Origin of the sequence: Burkholderia sp. Bp8994, assembly GCF_003853805.1 — a bacterium.
Classification (GTDB): Bacteria; Pseudomonadota; Gammaproteobacteria; order Burkholderiales; family Burkholderiaceae; genus Burkholderia.
Map to the genome: position 1 here is coordinate 68,974 of NZ_QTQH01000006.1, position 15,358 is coordinate 84,331.

At 67.5% G+C, this 15,358-nt stretch carries 13 protein-coding genes; 6 read left to right on the forward strand and 7 right to left on the reverse strand.

Annotated features, from left to right (window positions below):
- The first annotated feature begins 14 nt into the window (after positions 1-14).
- Entirely contained in the window at positions 15-1,046 is a 1,032-nt protein-coding gene (locus DIE04_RS07795; RefSeq protein WP_124488656.1) for a Zn-dependent oxidoreductase, read from the forward strand.
- A gap of 69 nt (positions 1,047-1,115) precedes the next feature.
- On the opposite strand, the gene DIE04_RS07800 is transcribed toward DIE04_RS07795, so the two are convergent.
- Positions 1,116-3,302, reverse strand: a complete 2,187-nt coding sequence (locus DIE04_RS07800) for a TonB-dependent siderophore receptor (RefSeq protein ID WP_124488655.1) — start codon at positions 3,300-3,302, stop codon at positions 1,116-1,118.
- Positions 3,303-3,725: 423 nt separating this feature from the next.
- Between DIE04_RS07800 and DIE04_RS07805 the strand changes: the two genes are divergently transcribed.
- Positions 3,726-4,172 carry a hypothetical protein gene (locus DIE04_RS07805; protein WP_124488654.1) on the forward strand — a complete coding sequence of 149 codons (447 nt, stop codon included), beginning with the start codon at positions 3,726-3,728 and terminating at the stop codon, positions 4,170-4,172.
- A gap of 21 nt (positions 4,173-4,193) precedes the next feature.
- Here the strand turns inward: DIE04_RS07805 and DIE04_RS07810 are convergent, their stop codons facing one another.
- The 5 genes from DIE04_RS07810 to DIE04_RS07830 all read right to left on the reverse strand — a co-directional run bounded on the left by DIE04_RS07810 (position 4,194) and on the right by DIE04_RS07830 (position 10,040).
- Positions 4,194-5,285 (reverse strand): porin, encoded by a 1,092-nt coding sequence (locus DIE04_RS07810; protein WP_059834828.1) that lies wholly within the window; start codon positions 5,283-5,285, stop codon positions 4,194-4,196.
- A 102-nt stretch (positions 5,286-5,387) separates the two neighbouring features.
- A complete protein-coding gene (locus DIE04_RS07815; protein ID WP_124488653.1) occupies positions 5,388-6,731 on the reverse strand; it encodes an MFS transporter in 1,344 nt (447 codons plus the stop codon).
- A 157-nt stretch (positions 6,732-6,888) separates the two neighbouring features.
- Positions 6,889-7,950, reverse strand: coding sequence for an aromatic ring-hydroxylating dioxygenase subunit alpha (locus DIE04_RS07820; RefSeq protein WP_124488652.1), 1,062 nt, complete (start codon positions 7,948-7,950; stop codon positions 6,889-6,891).
- Positions 7,951-7,998: 48 nt separating this feature from the next.
- Complete coding sequence (locus DIE04_RS07825) at positions 7,999-8,964, reverse strand: PDR/VanB family oxidoreductase (protein ID WP_124488651.1); 966 nt, start codon at positions 8,962-8,964, stop codon at positions 7,999-8,001.
- The gene (locus tag DIE04_RS07830) at positions 8,961-10,040 is read right to left on the reverse strand and encodes an aromatic ring-hydroxylating dioxygenase subunit alpha (protein ID WP_124488650.1); all 1,080 of its coding nucleotides are present in this window, start codon (positions 10,038-10,040) and stop codon (positions 8,961-8,963) included. Before DIE04_RS07830 ends, DIE04_RS07825 begins: the two co-directional genes overlap by 4 nt.
- 198 nt (positions 10,041-10,238) lie before the next feature.
- Here DIE04_RS07830 and DIE04_RS07835 point away from each other — a divergent pair, with 198 nt between their 5' ends.
- A complete protein-coding gene (locus DIE04_RS07835; RefSeq protein ID WP_044847436.1) occupies positions 10,239-10,727 on the forward strand; it encodes a MarR family winged helix-turn-helix transcriptional regulator in 489 nt (162 codons plus the stop codon).
- Positions 10,728-10,796: 69 nt separating this feature from the next.
- Here DIE04_RS07835 and DIE04_RS07840 read toward each other — a convergent pair whose 3' ends face one another.
- The gene (locus DIE04_RS07840; RefSeq protein ID WP_124488649.1) at positions 10,797-11,543 is read right to left on the reverse strand and encodes a TetR/AcrR family transcriptional regulator; all 747 of its coding nucleotides are present in this window, start codon (positions 11,541-11,543) and stop codon (positions 10,797-10,799) included.
- A gap of 171 nt (positions 11,544-11,714) precedes the next feature.
- On the opposite strand from DIE04_RS07840, the gene DIE04_RS07845 reads away from it, so the two are divergent.
- The 3 genes from DIE04_RS07845 to DIE04_RS07855 are packed head-to-tail and all read left to right on the forward strand — an operon-like array spanning position 11,715 to position 15,340.
- Positions 11,715-12,896: an isovaleryl-CoA dehydrogenase gene (locus DIE04_RS07845; protein ID WP_044847409.1), complete on the forward strand. Its 1,182-nt coding sequence runs from the start codon at positions 11,715-11,717 to the stop codon at positions 12,894-12,896.
- A 31-nt stretch (positions 12,897-12,927) separates the two neighbouring features.
- Complete coding sequence (locus DIE04_RS07850; RefSeq protein ID WP_124488648.1) at positions 12,928-14,535, forward strand: carboxyl transferase domain-containing protein; 1,608 nt, start codon at positions 12,928-12,930, stop codon at positions 14,533-14,535.
- Positions 14,536-14,554: 19 nt separating this feature from the next.
- Positions 14,555-15,340, forward strand: a complete 786-nt coding sequence (locus DIE04_RS07855) for an enoyl-CoA hydratase/isomerase family protein (RefSeq protein ID WP_124488647.1) — start codon at positions 14,555-14,557, stop codon at positions 15,338-15,340.
- Positions 15,341-15,358: the final 18 nt, after the last annotated feature.

A 15,358-nucleotide genomic window follows, 5' to 3' on the forward strand; every position in this document is an offset into this window, starting at 1 on the left:
AGGAGAGAACCGAAATGTTGAGCGTCGTTGTCGATCGTCCGAACAGCATGGGCGTGCGCGAAGTGCCGCTGCCCGTACCCGCAGCCGGCGAAGTGCGCGTGAAGGTGCGCTATGCGGGCATCTGCGGGTCGGACCTGCACATCTTTCACGGCAAGAATCCGTTCGTGTCGTATCCGCGCATCATCGGCCACGAGTTCGTCGGCACGATCGAGTCGGTCGGCGCGGGCGTCGACGCCGCGCGGCTCGGCGAGACCGTCGCGGTCGATCCGGTGATCAGCTGCGGGCATTGCCACGCGTGCACGATCGGCCGGCGCAACGTCTGCCGGCACCTGACCGTGCTCGGCGTGCATCGCGACGGCGGCTTCAGCCAGTACACGTGTGTGCCGGCCGGCAATGCGTACCGGATTCCGGACGCGATCGCCGAACCCTGCGCGGCGATCGTTGAACCGTTCGCGGTGGCCGCGAACGCGACGTCGCGCACCGGCGTGCTGCCGGGCGACGTCGCGTTGATCTATGGCGCCGGCACGGTCGGGCTGACGATCCTGCAGGTGCTCAAGCGCGTGTACGGCATTCGCGCATTCATTACCGACCGGCTCGATGCACGGCTTCAGCTCGCGCGCAAGTGCGGCGCGGCCGAGGACGAAATCATCGACACGAGCGTCGAGTCGTTGCCCGACGCGCTGGAAAAGCGCGGCGTCGACGGCGGCCCGACGCTGATCTTCGATGCGGTCTGCCATCCGTCGATTCTCGAGGAGGCCGTGCGGATCGCCGCGCCGGCCGGCCGGATCGGCGTGCTCGGGTTTTCGTCGGAACCGTCGGCGATCGTGCAGGCGGAGCTGACGAAGAAGGAGTTGACGCTCGCGGCATCGCGGCTGAACTGCGCGATGTTCCCGCAGGTGATCGACTGGATTGCTCGCGGGCTGATCCAGCCGGAGCACATCGTTACGCACAAGGTGGGCTTTCGCGACATCGCGCAGGCGTTCGAGATGGCCGAGCGCAATCCCGAGAAAAGCTGCAAGATCCTGCTCGATTTCGCGGGCGGGTGAGATCGGCTCGTGTCGCCGGCGGGGGCGCGTGGCACGGCCCCAGCCCCGGCCACCCGGCGCAAAGATGCGTCAGAACGACACCGTCGTCGTCAGCGTGACGAGCCGCGGCTCGCCGACCGCGACGATCAGGTTGCTGTTGCTCGACGGGTAGTAGGTCTTGTCGAGCAGGTTCTTCACGTTGAGCTGGATGCGCGTCGGGAACTTGCCGATCGTCGTTTCGTAGGCCGCGAACGCATCGACGGTCACGTAGCCGGGCAGCGTGAAGCTGTTCGCGGTGTCGCCGGGCCGTGCGCCGACGAGCCGCGCGCCGCCGCCGAAGCGCCAGCGCCCCGGGAGGTTCGCGATCGCCGTGTCGTACACCGCGAACACGCTGCCGGTGTGGCGCGCGACGTTGACGAGCGACGTGTTGCTGTCGCGGTCGTTCGCGTTCGTGTACGCATAGCTGCCGATCAGGCTCAGGTGCCGCGTGAGCTGCCCCGCGACGTCGAGTTCGATGCCGCGCGAGCGCGCGGTGCCGATCGTCGACGTGATGTCGTTGACCGTGACCGCGACGTTGCGCTTGTCGATCTGATAGGCCGCGAGCGTGCCGGTGATGCCCGGCTTCAGGCTGAACTTCAAGCCGGCTTCCAGCACGCGGCCGAATTCCGGCGCGAGCGGCGCGGCCACGTTGGACGCGACGTTCGGCTTGAACGAACGGCTCACGTTCGCATACGCGGTCAGCGACGGCGTGAGCGCATACGCGAGCCCGAACTGCGGCAGCCACACGTTGCCGTGCGAGCGGTCGGCGAACACGAACGGCCGCCCCATTCCCGATTCCTGCTGCCAGTCCTCCCAGCGCAGCCCGCCGACCGCGGTGAGCCGGTCGGTGATCTTCACCGAGTCCTGCACGATCATCGAGTACGTGTGGACCTTCGAGAGCGAATCGCTCTGCTTCGCGCTCACCGTGCCGCCGGGCGCGAGCAGGCCGTAGACGGGATCGTAGAGATCGAAGCCCTTCGTCGCGGTGCCGCGGATCGTGTCGCCGCGGAAGCTGCGCTGCCGCTCGTATTCGCCGCCGACATAGAGCGCGTGGCTCATCCCCGCGAGCGTCAGGTTGCCGAGCAGGCCGAGCGTCGCGATCTGGTCGGAGTCGTTGCGTCCGAGGTTCGCGTCGGACGAGCGCGATAGCGCGCCGGTCGTGCTGTTGAAGGCGGTCGCGCGGGCGATGTATTGATCGTAGCGGTCGCGGCCCCAGCCGTAGGTCGCGCGCATGCGCCATGCGTCGGAGAAGCGGTGCTCGACGCGCGCGCGCAGCGTTTCCTGGATGCCGCTGCTTTGCGCCCACGCTTCCTCGTAGCGGCGATAGCGCAGCGCATCGTCGGGGCGGCCGTTCACGAGCACCGTGCCGCGATCGAACGGCATCGTGTAGTCGACGTACTGGTAGCTGACGTCGATCGACGTGTTCGCGTCGTGCCACGACAGCGCGGGCGCGATCAGCGCATTGCGCTCGCGGCCGAAGCTGCGCCAGTAGCGGCTCGTGTCGTATTCGCCGGTGAGCCGGAATGCGAGCGTGCCGCCCGCGACCTGGCCCGGCTTGCCGAGCGGGCCGGTCAGGTCGAACTGCGCGCTGCTGCCGCCGTGGCTCGTGCGCGAGGCCGAGATCGAGCCGCCGAACGTGTCCTCCGGCTTGCGCGTGACGAGGTTGATCACGCCGCCCGGGTCCTGCATCCCGTACAGCAGCGAAGCCGGGCCCTTCAGCACTTCGACGCGGTCGATCGTCGCGAGGTAGCTGTGCAGCACCGGCGTGCGCACGCCGTCGACGAGCACGGAGCCGTCGTTGTTCGAGCCGAAGCCGCGCTTGATGAACGCATCGCGCGTGCCGCCGAGCGTGTTGGTCTGCGTGACGCCGCTGATGTTGCCGAGCACGTCGTCGAGCGAGCGCGCCTGCTGGTCCTGCATCACGCTGCTGCTGACCACGGCGACCGATTGCGGAATCTCCCTGAGCGGGCGATCGTCGCCGCCGGCGACGCTGCTCGTGCGCGGCTGGTAGCCGACGGTCGGATCGACTGCTGACGATGCGCTGACGCTGATCGTCGGCAGTTCGCGTTCGGGGCGCGCGGGCGTCGACGAGGGCGAGGGCGTGGCCGCCGAAGCCGTGGCGGCAGGTTCGGCATCCGCATGCGCGCCGCTTGCGACGCAAAGCGTGATCAGGGCAGGCAGGCTCGCGCGCCACGGACGAAGCGTCCGGGCGCGGTGGGGCGTTCGGCGGGATGGCATGAATCGATGAATGGACGGAGTGCTAAGGACGATGACGCGGGCCGCAGCGCCTTTACTGCGTCGCGCGGAGGATGTGCATGATATACGTAATGAGAATCGTTTGCAATTGTAAAGAGGCCGATTCGGACCGGGCATCGTGATTGCCGGGCCGCCGGCCGTCTGCTACCGTAGCGCCCAAAAACAGACGCAGTGAAATTCAATGAGAGCCGGGGGCCGCACCATGTCATCTTCCTGTCACGTCGCGTGCCGCGCGACGTCGCGCACCGCAGCCGACCACGCGGGTGCTGAAGTGATTGCAGCCGTGTTCCACGATTCGAACGATTGACGCAACGGCCGCACGTCATTCCCTGGTGTTTCGCCGGGCAGCCGGCGAAGCGCCGCGATCGATTACTTCAACCACCACGCTTGACGGGAGACCACCCAATGAAAAAGAGTTCCGCGCCGTTCATGACGGCCGCGCTGGCTGCCTGCGCGATGCTGGCGGGCGTTCCCCAGAGCGGCTACGCTGCGCCGGCCGCCGAGCCCGCGATCGACGCGCACTACGCCACCGTGATCGAGGCCTACACGCAGGACATGGCCGCCGCGAAGACGAAATACGACGGCAGGCGCCTCGCGTTCGTCGGCGCGGTGATGCGGATGGGCAGCGACCCGGGCGGCACGTACTTCGGTGCGTTGACGGCCGACGGCGAGCAGTTCGACACGCATTTCGACGCGGCCGACCAGGCCGCGTTGAAACCGAAATTCCCGGGCGGCGAGATCAAGCCGTTCACGGCGTCCGCGAATTTCCGCTTCAGCTGCGTGAACGAAGGTTATATCGACGCGCCGGTGCTGCCCGGGCTGAAGCTGTCGCATTGCCGGCTCGCCGATTGATCGAGGTGCGGTGTCCGGCGTTCAGAACTTCTGCTGGATGCCGGCCATCACGCCGAGCTGATTCATCCCGGTGCCGACCGTCCCGCCGGCCGCGACCGCGTTCGCGGCCAGCGCGCTGTTGAACATGTAGCCCACCGACGTATACACGGTCGTCCGCTTCGACAGGAAATAGTTTGCGCGCCCGACGACCAGCGTCGCGTTCGTGCCTTCCTTGTTTTCGCGGCGTTGCAGGTAGCGCACGCCCTGCAGGTCGAGCGCGAGGTAGGGCGTCGCGTAGTACGTGCCGCCCGCGAACACGATGTCGGCTTGCAGATGTTCGGCCGCCGCGAGGTTGCGGCGGATCCACCCGGCGCCGAGTTTCGCGGGGCCGATCTTCACGTAGCCCGCGACGATGTCGCGCGTGTCGGTGTAGGCCGGATTGTTCAGCGGCGCGAGCGCGCCGCCGCCGCCGCGCATCACGTCGTGCGACGCGGCCAGCCCGAAATTGCTCGCGTCATACGCGAGCATCGCCGTGTATTGGCGGCACGCGACGATGTCGCCGGGCACCTGTCCGGCGCAGCCCGTCGCCGACGGCCCCGCCGGCCCGGCCGCGTCGCGGCCGAAGCTGTAGGTCGCGCCGAGCGTCACGCCGTGGAACGTGCCCTTGTAGCCGATCGCATTGTCGCTGCGCGCGTTCGGCAGATACGAGTCGAAATCCGCCATCGAATGAATCGACGGGCCGATCACGTCGGCATTGGTCAGCACGATCATCGACATGTTCATCTGACGGCCGAGGGTCAGCGCGCCGAACGGGCTGTTTACGCCCACGTTGGCCTGCCGCCCGAACAGGCGCCCGCCGTAGTTCAGCGCGCCGGTGCCCGGCTGGAAGCCGTTTTCGAGCACGAAGAAGGCCTGGTAGCCGCCGCCGAGATCCTCCGTGCCTCTCAGGCCCCAGCGTGACGGCACTTCGCCGGTCAGCGTCGGCATCCCGGTGAAAGACCCGCCGCGCGCGGCGTTGTTGTAGTAGGACACGCCGGTATCGATGATCCCGTACAGCGTGACGCTGCTTTGCGCACAGGCCGGCCCGGCCAGCGCCATCGCCGTCGCGAGTGCAACGCCCAGTTTCGTTTTCATGGCTGTCTCCAAACAGTATGCAGATGTACTTATCGATTTTTTTATTGCCCCGGACCTGCCCGGGATGCCGACGGGTATCGGCAGGACTGCGGGTGTCGCGTGTTACGAGATCGCCGGATCGCGTTGCCGGTGCGGCGCCGCGACACGCGCGCCCGCCACGGCGACGGCGATCGCCGCGCCGGCCATCGGCACGAGGAACGCGAAATAGAGATGGGGCACGGACCAGCCGTCGTCCAGCAGCGCGCCGACCGTCATTGGCGACAGGATCGCGCCGAGGCGGCCGATGCCGACCGCGAGACCGATGCCGGTCGTGCGGATCTCGGCGGGATAGGGCGTTGGCGACAGCGCGTACATGCCGGCCACGCACGCGTTGATCACGGCGCCGAGGAACACCGCGACGATCATCCCGGTGCCGAGCGAGCCGGTGTTCGCGCCGAACGCGACCATCAGTGCGCCGCCCAGCAACAGCGTCGCGCCCAGCAGGCTGCGCAGGCCGAACCGGGTCGACAGCAGGCTGAACAGCGACGCGCCCGCGATGCCGCCGAGGTTGAGCAGCACGCCGCCGGTCACACCCTGCGAGGCCGACAGGCCGGCCTGGACCAGCAGCTTCGGCGTCCAGCTGACGACGAAATAGAAACTGCCCATCACGAGGAAGAATGCGATCCAAAGCGCGATCGTGCGACGCGTGAGCGGCGCGCGCAGCACGGCTGTCCAACTTGAGGCGGGGCTCGCCGTGTCGATGGATGCGCTCGCGGCCGGCAGCGCATCGATCGGCGCGCGCTTCATTCTCGCGAGGATGCGGTTGATCTTCTGCAGCGCGTCGTCCGGACGTCGCGCCAGCAGGAAGTCGAGCGATTCCGGCAGCAGTGCGAGCACCATCGGGATCGCCATCAAGGTCAGGATGCCGCCGAACGCGAACACGCTGCGCCATCCCCATACCGACAGCAGGTAACCGGCGAGAACGCCGCCCGCGGTGGCGCCGATCGCGTAGCCGGTCGACTGCATGCCGATCGCGGCGCTGCGCCATTTGTTCGATGCGTATTCGCCGCTGATGACGGTCAGGCTTGCGAGCATCCCGCCGATGCCGAGCCCCGTATAGGCACGCGCGACGGCGAGTTGCAACGTGCTGTGCGTGGCCGCACAGGCCAGCATGCCGGTCGAGATCACGGCGAGGCAGAGCAGGATGATGCGGCGGCGGCCGACGCGGTCGGCCAGCGGGGCGATCAGCACCGAGCCGATCCCCATGCCGGCCAGCCCGGCGCTCAGCAGCAGGCCGATTTCCTTTCCGCTCAGTTTCCACTCGGCCGCCAGGTGCGGCGCGGCAAACGCGATGGCCAGCACGTCGAAGCCGTCGAGCATGTTCAGCACGACGCAGGCCGTGACCGCCATCGTCTGGAACGCGCTCATCGGGGACGCGTCGATCGTATTGCGGATGTTTTCGCTCACGTCAGAGATCCTTGATAAAAATAGTATGACTAATCGAATGGGATGAAATCGAAGGCGGCAGCAGCGAAATGGGACGAAAGCGAATGCGTGGATTGACGGGCAATCCGGGGAACGTCCGTCGCGGCCGGCTCGCGTCGTTCGCGCGCCGGGGCGAGGGTTACGCGGGGTCGGGCTGCAGCAGCAGCCGCTCGATCACGCGCCGCGCGCGATTGGGGCCCGCGTCGACATGAATGTCGATCTGGCGGCAGTCCGGAAACCGCAACTGATTCCGGTATTGCGCTTCGATCACTGTCTTGTCTTCGTCGAACGTCGCCGCGGATTGCTCGATGACGGTTTGCGCGATGCGTTCGACGTCGTGTTGCGGATTGGTCGCGACGGTCCAGAAGTAGTGCGTCGTCGTTTCCGTCTCGGGCGTGATGCCGTGGAAGCCGCGCATGTGAAAACCGCCGCGCGCCGGGTCGTGAAGGTCGCCGGTGCCTGCGTCCATCGCGCCGGTCCAGATCCGGATATGCGACACGTGGAATTCGATTTCCTGCCAGCGGTCGACGCGGCCCGCGAACGGCCACGCTGCCGTGTAGGTCGGCGGCGGGTCGGACGCCGGCATCCGGCGGACCAGCGTCACCGTGTCGCCTTCGCTGCTGACGCGGGTTTCCGCGCCCATATGCAGCGGCGCGTTACCGCCGATCGTTTTCAGATGAACGTAGCCGAGGTGGCTCAGGTCCATCAGGTTGTCGTGAATCAGCTGATACGGCGCGTCGTAATGGTAGTGGCCGCCGCCGAACCGGTATTGCGGATCCGTGTGGAACGCATAGCGCGGCGGCGCGCAGGTCGGTTGGGCGTGCGCGTCGGCGCCGATCCAGATCCATACGATCGCGTCCTGCTCCTGCACCGGATACGACGCCACGCACGCCTTCGCCGGAATGCGTTCCTGGCCGGGAATCTCCACGCAGGTGCCGCCGCGGTCGAACAGCAGCCCGTGATAGCCGCAGCGCAGGCCGCGCGCCTCGAGCGAGCCGCACGACAGCGGTAGCGACTTGTGGCAGCAGCGATCCTCCAGCGCGCCGACTTCCCCGGACGGCAAACGGAACAGCACGACCGGACGGCCGAGCAGCGTGCGGGCGACGGGGCGGTCCGTCAGTTCGGATGACAGCGCGGCGACCCACCATCGGTCGACCGGGAATTGAGCAGTACTGATGGGTGCCTGGGCAGGTCGTTCCATTGATCGTCTCCAGTATTGTGGTTGGCCGCCGCGTATCGGGCGGTCCGTCTACAGATCGAGGACCAGCAGGTCGCTTCGCGATCGGGAGCAGCACGGCATGAACTGGTCGCCGGCCGCTTGTTCCGCTTCCGTCAGATACGAATCGCGATGATCGGGCTCGCCTTCGAGCACGCGCGTCATGCAGGTGCCGCATACGCCTTGTTCGCACGACGTCAGAACGTCGATGCCGTTGGCCGCCAGCGCCGCGATGACCGTGCATTCGGCCGGCACGTCGATCACCTTGCCGCTGCTCGCGATCCGGACCTGGAACGCGCGATCCGCGCCGGACGACTCGACCGCGCCGCCGAAGAACTCGTAGTGCAGCCGCGCTTCGGCCCAGTTGCGCTCGCGCGCGGCGTTCAGCACCGCATCCATGAAGCCGCGCGGGCCGCATACGTACAGGTGCGTGCCTTCCGGCGCGGCGGCGAGCACCGCGGCGAGGTCGAAGCGTTGCGCGGGGTCGCCGTCGTCGACGTGGAAGCGGACGCGGTCATGGAACCCGGCGGCGTTGATCCGCTCGACGAAGGCCATGCGATCGGTCGAACGCGCGCAGTAGTGCATGTCGAACGGCAGGCCGGACGAGAACAGCCGTTCGGCCATGCTGAGGATCGGCGTGACGCCGATTCCGCCGGCGAGCAACAGGTGGTGCGGGGCGTCGGGCGCGAGCGGGAATTGATTGCGCGGCATGCCGATCCGCACGGTATCGCCTTGCCGGACTTCGTCGTGAATCGCGCGCGACCCGCCGCGGCCCTCGGCATCGCGCAGCACCGCGATCTGGTAGCGATCGCCGTGCTCCGGGTGGTTGCACAGCGAGTACTGGCGCACGAGCCCGCCCGGCAGATGCACGTCGATATGGGCGCCGGCGTCGAAGCGCGGCAGGGGCGAACCGTCGTCGCTGATGAATTCGAAGCCGCAGATGTCGCGCGCTTCCTGCCACTTGCGGGCCACGCGGACCGTCAGCGTCGCGGCGCTCATGACGCCTCCTTGATCTGCGCGACCGGAATCACGGGCCGCTGCGGGCTCGCCGCATTTTCCTCGGCGAGCAGCCGCTCGATCACCTTGCGCGACAGCACGCCGCCGGCGTCGATGTTGAGCTTGAGCAGGTTGCGCTCCGGCCACTGCTCGAGGTTGCGCTGCTGGCGCTCGAGCATCTCGAGGTCCTCGGCGAAGATCTTGCCCTGGCCTTCGCGGATCTCGGCGGTCAGCGCGTGATCGTCGGGCCGGAAGTTGCGCGCCATCCCCCAGAAGTACCAGATCGAGGTGTCCGTCTCCGGTGTGATGAAGTCGACCACGATCGACGACGCCTTCAGCTCCGCCGGCGCGTCGTAGCCGCCGTGGCCCGCATGCGCGACGCCCACTTCGATCATCACGTGGCTCGGCGGCGTGAAGCGGCAGATCTGCCAGCGGTCGACCGGCACGTCGTCGGCAAGGCCGTTGCCGCGCAGCGCCATCCGCCAGAACGGCGGCGGCATCACGTTCTCCATGAAGCGGCTGGTGACGACTTCGTCGCCATTGCTGGTGGTCTTCGGCGCGGCTTCGTCGATTTCCTTCTGGCCGATGCTCGTCGCATGCACGTAGGTCTCGTGCGTGAGGTCCATCAGGTTGTCGATCATCAGCCGGTAGTCGCAACGGATGTGATACAGGCCGCCGCCGTGCGCCCAGGCCGGATCTTCGGCCCATTGCAGCGCGGGCAGCCTGGCGGGATCGGCTTCGGACGCGTCGCCCGGCCAGACCCACACGAATCCGTACCGTTCGACCACCGGAAAGCTGCGGATCGGCGGGAAGCCGCCGACGCGCTGGCCCGGCATGCCGGCCGTCTTGCCGTTGCAGCCCATTTCGAGCCCGTGATAGCCGCACACGAGCACGCCGTCACGCACGAAGCCCAGCGACAGCGGCGCACCGCGGTGCGGGCAGAAATCCTCGAGCGCGGCGACCTGGCCGTCCGCCGCGCGGTAGAACACCATCGATTCGTTGCAAATCTTGCGTCCCAGCGGCTTGCCGTCGATCTCGTCGGGCGTGCAGGCCACATACCAAGCGTTCTTGAGAAACACGTTGTTCGTCTCCTTCAGGGCGGTGCCGCCGGTACGCGGCAACTCGTCATTCCGTGTACTGAATGTGATTCAGTGTACTCATTGAGATTGGCTGGAGCAAGGCGAGCGGTATACTGGTTTTCCCGGGAAATGGCGCGAGGCAGCGCCATGCCGTCGGCGCACGCAACGGCGTGCGCCGCCTATGTCATCGACTCATTCATGGAAAAAACGAATCCCGCCGACACGCCGGTTTTCCCGCTCGACCTGTACGACGAGCCCGGGCATCTGATCCGGCGCGCGCACCAGATCGCGGTCGCGATGTTCTACGAGAAGCTGGGCCGGGACGTGACGCCGGTGCAGTACGCGGTCCTGCGGATGCTCTACGAGTGCCCGGGGCTCGATCAGGTGACGCTCGCGCAGCGGGTGGCGCTCGACACGTCGACGACTGCCGATCTCGCGGTCCGGCTCGAGGCGAAAGGATTGATCGTCCGCGAAGTGCTGCCGCGGCGTCAGCGGCGCCTGCTGCTGACGCCGGCGGGCGTCGAGCTGCTCACGCACCTGATTCCGTCGGTGAAGGAATTGCGCGCCGGCCTGTTCGACGGCATGGGCGAGGACGATTCGCAGGAACTGATGCGCCTGTTGCGCAAGTTCGTCCATCTGAACAACGAGCAGAGCCGCGCGCCGCTGCGGGTGAGCGAGGAATCGTAGCGGTTGGACTCGGCTCGATGGAGCAGGTGATGCGGCAAGGCGCCAGGCGCGCCGCACCGCCTGCCGGCGTCACGCGCGTGACGCTTCGCCTTCCAGCCGCCGCACCGCTTCCGCGACTTCGTTCCTGAAGCGCACCAGCGCCGCCTGCTCCGGCGCGGGCGGCTGCACGGCCGCCCACAGCATGTCGATCAGCTGCGTGGCCGTCGTTTCCGTATCGAGCTTGCGGTGCCCGAGGATCGCATCCCACAGCACGTGCTCGATCGGCCCGAACACCATCGAGCGCAGCAGGCTCAGCGGCATGTCGCGGCGCACCTGCCCGGCCGCCTGGCCGCGCGCGAGCACGTCCATCAGCGGCGCCGTGTAGCGGCGCTGCAGCGCGGTGAGCTCGTCGCTCAGCGCATGCTGCTTCGCACGCCCCTCCGACAGCACCAGTGCGCACAGTCCCGTGCCGTTCACCAGCATCAGCCGCAGGTGCGTGCGCACGATGAACGCGAACTGCTGTTGCACCGGCGCGTCCTGCGGCATCCCGAGTTCGAACGCGGCAATGATTTCGTCATACCAGTCGGCGATCACACGCGCGCACAGCTCGCGCTTGCCGCGGAAGTAGCTGAACACCGTCGCCTCCGACACGCCGACGCGCTGCGCGATCTCGGCGGCCGTCGCATGCTCGTAGCCCTTTTCGGCGAACACTTCACGGCCGGCGCGCAGGATGTCCTGCACGCGCTGCTGGGACTTGCGCCCGGCGGGTGCGCGCGACGGCTCGGCGCGGTCGGCTTTGGCGGTGGCGGTCATGGTGTCGGCGGTAGCGGCTGTCATCTCGCAATGATATCTGAGTGTCACTCAAAAAACTATTGACGGCAAGCCGGACGAGGCGCGAAACTGTGCAAAATTTCCGCTGTATTGGCTTAATGAATCGACGCATTGATCCGATTTGAGCGAAACTCAGAAATCGGCGCGTGCGACCCACTTTCTGGAGACGGAGGAGACATGATCAACCTGCCCGGTGTGCAATTCATGCTCGGTGAGGACATCGAGATGCTGCGCGACGCCGTCGCGACGTTCGCGGCGAAGGAAATCACGCCGCGCGCGGCGGAGGTCGACCGCACCGACCAGTTTCCGATGGATCTGTGGAAGAAGTTCGGCGATCTCGGCGTGCTCGGCATGACGGTCGCCGAGGAATACGGCGGCGCGAACATGGGCTATACCGCGCACATGGTCGCGATGGAGGAGATCTCGCGCGCATCGGCATCGATCGGCCTGTCGTACGGCGCGCACTCGAACCTGTGCGTGAACCAGATCCACCGCAACGGCACCGACGCGCAAAAGCAGAAGTACCTGCCGAAGCTCGTGTCGGGCGAACACATCGGCGCGCTCGCGATGAGCGAGCCGAACGCGGGCTCCGACGTCGTCAGCATGAAGCTGCGCGCGGACAAGCGCGGCGACCGTTACGTGCTCAACGGCACGAAGATGTGGATCACCAACGGCCCCGATTGCGACACGCTCGTCGTCTACGCGAAGACGGACCTCGACGCCGGCCCGCGCGGCATCACCGCATTCATCGTCGAGAAGGGGATGAAGGGCTTCTCGGTCGCGCAGAAGCTCGACAAGCTCGGCATGCGCGGGTCGCACACGGGCGAACTCGTGTTCCAGGACGTCGAGGTGCCGGAGGAGAACATCCTCGGGCAGCTCAACGGCGGCGTGAAGGTGCTGATGAGCGGCCTCGACTACGAACGCGCGGTGCTGTCGGGCGGCCCGACGGGCATCATGGCCGCGTGTCTCGACGCGGTGGTGCCGTATATCCACGACCGCAAGCAGTTCGGCCAGTCGATCGGCGAATTCCAGCTGATCCAGGGCAAGGTCGCCGACATGTACACCACGTTCCAGGCGTGCCGCGCGTACCTGTACGCGGTCGGCCGCCATCTCGACTCGGCGGGCAGCGACCATATTCGCCAGGTGCGCAAGGACTGCGCGGGCGTGATCCTCTACACGGCCGAGAAGGCGACGTGGATGGCCGGCGAGGCGATCCAGATCCTCGGCGGCAACGGCTACATCAACGAATATCCGGTCGGGCGCCTGTGGCGCGACGCGAAGCTCTACGAGATCGGCGCCGGCACGAGCGAGATCCGCCGGATGCTGATCGGCCGCGAGCTGTTCGCGGAAACGATGTAACGCCCCACGTCACGCGAACGGAGCCCCGTCGATGCCGATCATCGAATCGAAACTGAACCCGCGTTCGGAAGAATTCCGCGCGAACGCCGCGGCGCTGGAGGCGGTCGTCGCCGACCTGCGCGCGAAGATCGAACAGCTCGCGCAAGGCGGCGGCCCGGCCGCGCGCGACAAGCACCTGTCGCGCGGCAAGCTGCTGCCGCGCGACCGCATCGCGCAACTGCTCGATCCGGGTGCGCCGTTCCTCGAGCTGTCGCAGCTCGCGGCGAACGGCATGTACAACGACGACGCGCCGGGCGCGGGCGTGATCACCGGCATCGGCCGGATCGCGGGCCGCGAGTGCGTGATCGTGTGCAACGACGCGACGGTCAAGGGCGGCACCTACTACCCGATGACCGTGAAGAAGCACGTGCGCGCGCAGGAAATCGCCGCGGAAAACCGGCTGCCGTGCGTGTATCTCGTCGATTCGGGCGGCGCGAACCTGCCGAACCAGGACGACGTGTTTCCCGATCGCGATCACTTCGGCCGCATCTTCTTCAACCAGGCGACGATGTCCGCCGCGGGGATCGCGCAGATCGCGGTCGTGATGGGCTCGTGCACGGCGGGCGGCGCGTATGTGCCGGCGATGAGCGACGAGTCGATCATCGTGAAGAACCAGGGCACGATTTTCCTCGGCGGCCCGCCGCTCGTGAAGGCCGCGACCGGCGAGGAAGTGAGCGCCGAGGACCTCGGCGGCGGCGACGTGCACACGCGCCTGTCGGGCGTGGCCGACCACCTCGCGCAGAACGACGCGCATGCGCTGTCGATCGCGCGCAACATCGTCGGTCACCTCGCGCCGAAGATCGCGTCGCCGGTGGCGCTGCGCGAACCGAAGCCGCCGCGCTACGACGCGAAGAGCCTGTACGGCGTGATTCCGGTCGACACGCGCAAGCCGTTCGACGTGCGCGAGGTGATCGCGCGCATCGTCGATGATTCGGAGTTCGACGAATTCAAGGCGCGCTTCGGCACGACGCTCGTCACGGGCTTCGCGCACATCTGGGGCCATCCGGTCGGGATCGTCGCGAACAACGGCATCCTGTTCTCCGAATCGGCCGTGAAGGGCGCGCATTTCATCGAGCTGTGCTGCCAGCGCAAGATTCCGCTCGTGTTCCTGCAGAACATCACGGGCTTCATGGTCGGCCGCAAGTACGAGAACGAAGGCATCGCGCGGCATGGCGCGAAGATGGTGACGGCCGTGTCGAACGCGAAGGTGCCGAAGTTCACCGTGATCATCGGCGGTTCGTTCGGCGCCGGCAACTACGGGATGTGCGGCCGCGCATTCGGCCCGCGTTTCCTGTGGATGTGGCCGAACGCGCGGATCTCGGTGATGGGCGGCGAGCAGGCGGCGTCGGTGCTCGCGACCGTGCGCCGCGACGGCATCGAGGCAAAGGGCGGCGCGTGGTCGGCCGAGGACGAAGAGGCATTCAAGCAGCCGATCCGCGACCAGTACGAGCGCCAGGGGCATCCGTACTACGCGAGTGCGCGCTTGTGGGACGACGGCGTGATCGACCCCGCGCAGACGCGCGACGTGCTGGGCCTCGGCCTCGCCGCGTCGATGAACGCGCCGATCGACGACACGCGCTTCGGCGTGTTCCGCATGTAACGGCCGGGAGGGCTGACCGATGCGATACGAAACGATCAAGGTAAGCGAAGCCGGCCGCGTGGCGACCGTCACGCTCGCGCGGCCCGACGTGCGCAACGCGTTCAACGAGACGACGATCGCCGAGCTGACCACCGCGTTCGAATGGCTCGACGCGCACGCCGGCGTGCGTGCGATCGTGCTCGCCGCGGAAGGCGTGGCGTTCTGCGCGGGCGCGGACCTGAACTGGATGAAGAAGATGGCCGGTTACTCGGACGACGAGAACCGCGCCGACGCGCGCAAGCTCGCGCGCATGCTCGAGGCGATCCATCGCTGCGGCAAGCCGGTGATCGCGCGCGTGCACGGCGATGCGTATGCGGGCGGCGTGGGTCTCGTCGCGGCGGCCGACATCGCGATCGCCGCCGACGGCGTGAAGTTTTGCCTGTCCGAAGCGCGGCTCGGGCTGATTCCCGCGACGATCGCGCCGTACGTCGTGCGGGCGATGGGCGAGCGCGCGGCGCGCCGCTACTTCACGACGGCCGAGGTGTTCGACAGCGCGCGCGCCGCGTCGCTCGGCTTCATTCACGACGCGGTGCCGGCCGATGCGCTCGACGAAACGGTCGCGAAGCTGGCCGCGACGCTCGTCGCGAACGGCCCCGACGCCGTGCAGGCGTGCAAGCGGCTCGTCGCCGACGTGGCCGGCCGGCCGCTCGACGCGACGCTGATCGAGCAGACGGCCGACTGGATCGCGCGCACCCGCGCCGGCGCGGAAGCGCGCGAAGGGATCGCGTCCTTCCTCGAGAAACGCACGCCTTCGTGGCGTGAATGACGGCGTGCCCCTAACTTT

Excerpts from the sequence above, each read along its gene's own strand:
- DIE04_RS07795 (WP_124488656.1), top strand. The coding sequence starts at position 15 with ATGTTGAGCGTCGTTGTCGATCGTCCGAACAGCATGGGCGTGCGCGAA.
- DIE04_RS07800 (WP_124488655.1), bottom strand. The coding sequence starts at position 3,302 with ATGCCATCCCGCCGAACGCCCCACCGCGCCCGGACGCTTCGTCCGTGG.
- DIE04_RS07805 (WP_124488654.1), top strand. The coding sequence starts at position 3,726 with ATGAAAAAGAGTTCCGCGCCGTTCATGACGGCCGCGCTGGCTGCCTGC.
- DIE04_RS07810 (WP_059834828.1), bottom strand. The coding sequence starts at position 5,285 with ATGAAAACGAAACTGGGCGTTGCACTCGCGACGGCGATGGCGCTGGCC.
- DIE04_RS07820 (WP_124488652.1), bottom strand. The coding sequence starts at position 7,950 with ATGGAACGACCTGCCCAGGCACCCATCAGTACTGCTCAATTCCCGGTC.
- DIE04_RS07825 (WP_124488651.1), bottom strand. The coding sequence starts at position 8,964 with ATGAGCGCCGCGACGCTGACGGTCCGCGTGGCCCGCAAGTGGCAGGAA.
- DIE04_RS07835 (WP_044847436.1), top strand. The coding sequence starts at position 10,239 with ATGGAAAAAACGAATCCCGCCGACACGCCGGTTTTCCCGCTCGACCTG.
- DIE04_RS07840 (WP_124488649.1), bottom strand. The coding sequence starts at position 11,543 with ATGACAGCCGCTACCGCCGACACCATGACCGCCACCGCCAAAGCCGAC.
- DIE04_RS07845 (WP_044847409.1), top strand. The coding sequence starts at position 11,715 with ATGATCAACCTGCCCGGTGTGCAATTCATGCTCGGTGAGGACATCGAG.
- DIE04_RS07850 (WP_124488648.1), top strand. The coding sequence starts at position 12,928 with ATGCCGATCATCGAATCGAAACTGAACCCGCGTTCGGAAGAATTCCGC.
- DIE04_RS07855 (WP_124488647.1), top strand. The coding sequence starts at position 14,555 with ATGCGATACGAAACGATCAAGGTAAGCGAAGCCGGCCGCGTGGCGACC.